General features: G+C 63.7%; 3 protein-coding genes. 1 reads left to right on the plus strand and 2 read right to left on the minus strand.

Going from position 1 to position 3,876, the window contains the following annotated elements; translation table 11 throughout:
- Positions 1-106 precede the first annotated feature (106 nt).
- Both MJ785_RS20760 and MJ785_RS20765 read right to left on the minus strand, forming a co-directional pair.
- Positions 107-763, minus strand: coding sequence for a TetR/AcrR family transcriptional regulator (locus MJ785_RS20760; protein WP_239313693.1), 657 nt, complete (start codon positions 761-763; stop codon positions 107-109).
- Positions 764-1,414: 651 nt separating this feature from the next.
- Positions 1,415-2,614: a helix-turn-helix transcriptional regulator gene (locus tag MJ785_RS20765; RefSeq protein ID WP_239347190.1), complete on the minus strand. Its 1,200-nt coding sequence runs from the start codon at positions 2,612-2,614 to the stop codon at positions 1,415-1,417.
- A gap of 256 nt (positions 2,615-2,870) precedes the next feature.
- On the opposite strand from MJ785_RS20765, the gene MJ785_RS20770 reads away from it, so the two are divergent.
- Entirely contained in the window at positions 2,871-3,272 is a 402-nt protein-coding gene (locus MJ785_RS20770; protein WP_239382472.1) for a hypothetical protein, read from the plus strand.
- Positions 3,273-3,876: the final 604 nt, after the last annotated feature.

The following is a 3,876-nucleotide window of genomic DNA, read 5'->3' on the forward strand; positions in this document are numbered from 1 at the left end:
CGGAGACCGCGCAGGCCGAGGAGGGTTTCCGGCTGCTGCGGCTACTGATTGACCATGAACGCTGGGATGAGACCGACACTCTTACCGGGCTTCGGCTGGAGGCCGCTCAATGGGCGGTGAGCCCGCCGGAACGGGTCTGAGAGGTCCTGTCCGGCGTGCTTGTCCCAGGCGGCCGGAGCGCGGGTAGGATCATGAAAACCGTGAGGGTGGCGTACCTGGCCGCGGCTGGCAGAACATCCGGCCGGGACATATGGGTGAGCAGCGCGTACTGGCTGCATGCGCCTAGCAGAACCGCGGCGGCGACCTCGGGCTCGACGTCCCGATTGATTCGGTCGAGCTGTTGTTCCTGCGCCAGATAGAACGCCACGCCAGCATGGACCGCGGACAGATCCCGGCGATCGGTGACGAGTCTCGTCCGGACCGCCGCGTGCAGCTCGGTGTCGGTGAACAGTCCTCCGGCCAGCGGTAGATACTGTGCGAAGAAAGTGATTGCGGACCGTGACAGCTCCTCGAGGTTGCCCTGTACCGTCCCCCGGCCGATACAAAACCTCAGCTGGTCGAGAGCGCTGTCGAGGGTTGGTAGCCCCTCCAGCATCACCGCGGTGATGAGGTCCGTTTTGTCGGTAAAGTGATTGTAGATGCTGCCCACGGCCACGCTGGCTTCGCGCGCAATCTCCTTGGACGTCGCAACGGCCAGCCCGCGCGTGCGAATAACCTGGGCCGCCGCTTCGATGAGCCTGTGTCGCATGAGCTGACGTGGCACCCGTCGCCTCCGTTTTCCCCCGTCAACGACGGCTACTCGGTCGCTGTACCAGACCTTGGAGGATAGGAGAGGATGGCCCGGAAAATATTATCGCCGGACAAAACGATGGTGTCCGGGACGTGAACGTCGTTCGCGAAACCGCGATCAGGCGAACCTGGCCGATGTTCAGGGGCTCGTCAAAGTCGCGGTGATGGAACTATAGCAGATCGTGATGTAAGTCCAGGCCGGGGCTGAGGTTCTGTTCGTCGCTGCCGATGGTGGGATATGCTGGCTGTTTTCGTTGGCTGCTATGGTGACGCAAGTGTATCTGTGAGCAGAACCGGCGCTAAGAGCGCCCGGCAGTAAGGGCGTGGATCAAGGAGTGGGGCTGGGGTGCGTGTATCGCGAGGCGGCGGAGGGAGTCACCCTGGTGTTGGGTGGCGACCGAGTCACGCCGGCGGAGTTCCGGAAGGTCGTGCCTGACGCAGCACTGGAAAAGGCAAGGGAGTGCGGGGCACCGCGCGCGTACCTAATCGCGCCCCCTGACGGGGTCAATAGTCACCCCTCCTAATCTACAGCCCTGCCCCTCTCAACGTAACACCGGCACCACGGGCCCAGCGCCGTCGACGTCTCTGTGCCCTCGCCCATTTGAACCGCATGCATCCGGGGAAATCATTTGATGGCCTGGGCCAGCACGTCGAGGCTGTTGGCGCGCGCCCACCGCACCGACGTGGCGTCTTGCAAAGCGTGTATGAGCCGCCGGGCAAGCCGTTGCGAAACGAACCACTCCGGCGCAACCTGGTGGACACCGGCCAGCGTTTTTGCCGCTCCGGCGTAGCCCTTGGTGGCAAGCTGCGCCTCCGCCACCGTGAGCAAATACCGCTGCCACGTGGTTTCCCGGATTGCTTTGCCCCGGCGCACCCTGCGTGCGAGGAACAGCGCCCGGTCCGCCTCACCCATGACCATCGCGTTTTCAACCTCGATGGTGTCAACGGTCGTGGGGCCGAAAGCAGCCCAAAAGCTGCTCACCGTCATGTAATCGTTGCGGAGCCGCCCGGCAACCTCTTTGGCCGTAGCTAGATACCCAGAACTGGCCGCCGGTCGGTTATTGCGGGCTGCCGACGAACTGGCGCGGGTGAGCAATCGGCCGTATTGGGCGAGGTGGATTTCTGTAACCTCGCCATGGGGTTCAATGGCCTCTGCCATGAAAAGCGCCGTATCCTCGGCATCGTCCAACCGTGCCTGACGGGTAAAGTTCCAGGCGATGTTATCGGCGGCACTTGCCCGAAGCAGTTCATCCCCGGCACCCTCGGCCGCCCGGATTGCGCGTTCCGCCGCGGTGATTGACAAATCCTCCCGTCGGAATTGCAGGAGAACCAGTGACGCCATGAGGTAACTGCGAGCCGCCAGCCGTTGCCCGACGACGGCAAAGTCTCCCGTGGCCGCACCCGCGGCGGCATCCGCCGCGATCAGAAGTCCGGGCGCAAGCGCCAACGCATCTTTGTACCTGTTCGCCTGGTACATCCGGGTTAGCTCGATAAGCCCTTGCCTGACATCCCCAATGTTTGGCGCGTCGCCCCCAGGAGGGCTGACCGGCACCGGCACCAGCACCCGGCGCAGCGCCGCCAGGTCTGCGGTGTCGCCGTTGTCATCCCGGTCAAGAGGGCCACCGTAGGACAGAAGATCGGAGGTGGTGACGCCCAGCACGCGGGCAAACGAATGGAGGGTAGGAAGGCTGACCGCATCCCGGGCACCCCGTTCCAACTTCCGGACCGTGGTGAGACTGACGCCGGCGCGCTCCGCAAACTCATCTTGGGTGAGGACAGCCCGGACCCGTAGCTCTGCGACCCGTTCACCAAGGCTTTCAGCCATAGGCCAAGAGTACCGACTTCCGTGGTGGGAGGGGCGCACTGGGTAATACTGCCTAACGCTTCATAGAAACTCGGCCGCCTGCGGCCGGGGTTGGTGGTGCTCCTGGGGTCACCTCGCGGCGAGGTGACCCCATTGGCATCTGTGCGCAACGTGGCAACTACACCACGATTCGTCCCAGGCTCCCGCTGCCTGCGAGGTACGGCCCTGGGCGACGGGAGCCCACCAGCCCGCAGGAGGCAGACGAGAGGGCAGAGCGATGAGCACGAAGCCGGCGGCCTACGGCTACATCAGCGTTGAGGGTGAAGACGAAGCCGAAATTGGCCGCCTTCAAAATACGGTGACGCTGCATGCCATCACCGAAGGTCTCAGTCTCGAAGAAACATATGTTGACCGTAATATCCCGCTCGCCCAAGTGAGCGGCCGCCCGGCGCTCATGACGGTGCTAACGCTCGTCAATGAAGGCGAGGGCGTCTACGTCATCGTTCCGAACCTGGACGCCATGTCGAGAGCATCCGGTGTCCGCGGGGCCATCACTCTTGAAATCTTCCAGGCGGGCGGACATTTGCAAATTGCCAGCGGGGAGAGGAGCGATCGCCTTCCTCTCCGCAGACCCGGAACCTCATACGCGGTCCCTGTGCTGCGTGAGCGTGGCGCGTAATTGGGCATCTATCATGGCCGGCGGCGACCCCGGAAGTCAGCCAGCCGCGTTCCCATCCCTTACAGAGGAGGTGACCGTATGGACGACTGGCCCAGCCTTTCGCGCACATACTCCATGGCACTTCCCCCAACAAGCCCGCCCCTCCAGCGACATGGGAGCGGTCTTGTTGCTCTTTAGCCGCCAGTGGTCTTGTGATTTAGGGAACTCGGGTTTCCGACACTTGAAAATGACCGGCCACACCGCAATTTTGCGATCCATCAAGGAGCTTGTTTCACGGGGTGACGGAACATAGCAGGTTATGAGGTAAGCCCAGGGCTGGGCTGGGGATGCCGGCGGGTGCTCCCCAACGGCGCGTGGACCACCCGCCGGTTACGTGACGTGAAGGGCTTTGCGGGGTGCCGGGGCGTGACACGCGCTCTGCCGTATTGCATGGTGGCGCCCACGTTGGGCTGAATCGGCTGGCGCCCGAGCGGCGGGAAGCGGTCTTCCTTGAAATTGTTGTCCCGCGCGTCCGGTGGCTTTGCGCGGGCCTCGGCCGCCGGGCACACGATAGTGGTTCTTGTCGCGGGCCCGGCGGTCTCGGGAAACTCCCGCCGGCACTAGT

It is taken from the genome of Protofrankia sp. CiT1 (genome assembly GCF_917627335.1).
In the GTDB taxonomy this organism is placed as follows: domain Bacteria; phylum Actinomycetota; class Actinomycetes; order Frankiales; family Frankiaceae; genus Protofrankia.

Bases quoted from the DNA above. Each gene is read 5' to 3' on its own strand.
- MJ785_RS20765 (WP_239347190.1), bottom strand. From the start codon at position 2,614: ATGGCTGAAAGCCTTGGTGAACGGGTCGCAGAGCTACGGGTCCGGGCT.
- MJ785_RS20770 (WP_239382472.1), top strand. From the start codon at position 2,871: ATGAGCACGAAGCCGGCGGCCTACGGCTACATCAGCGTTGAGGGTGAA.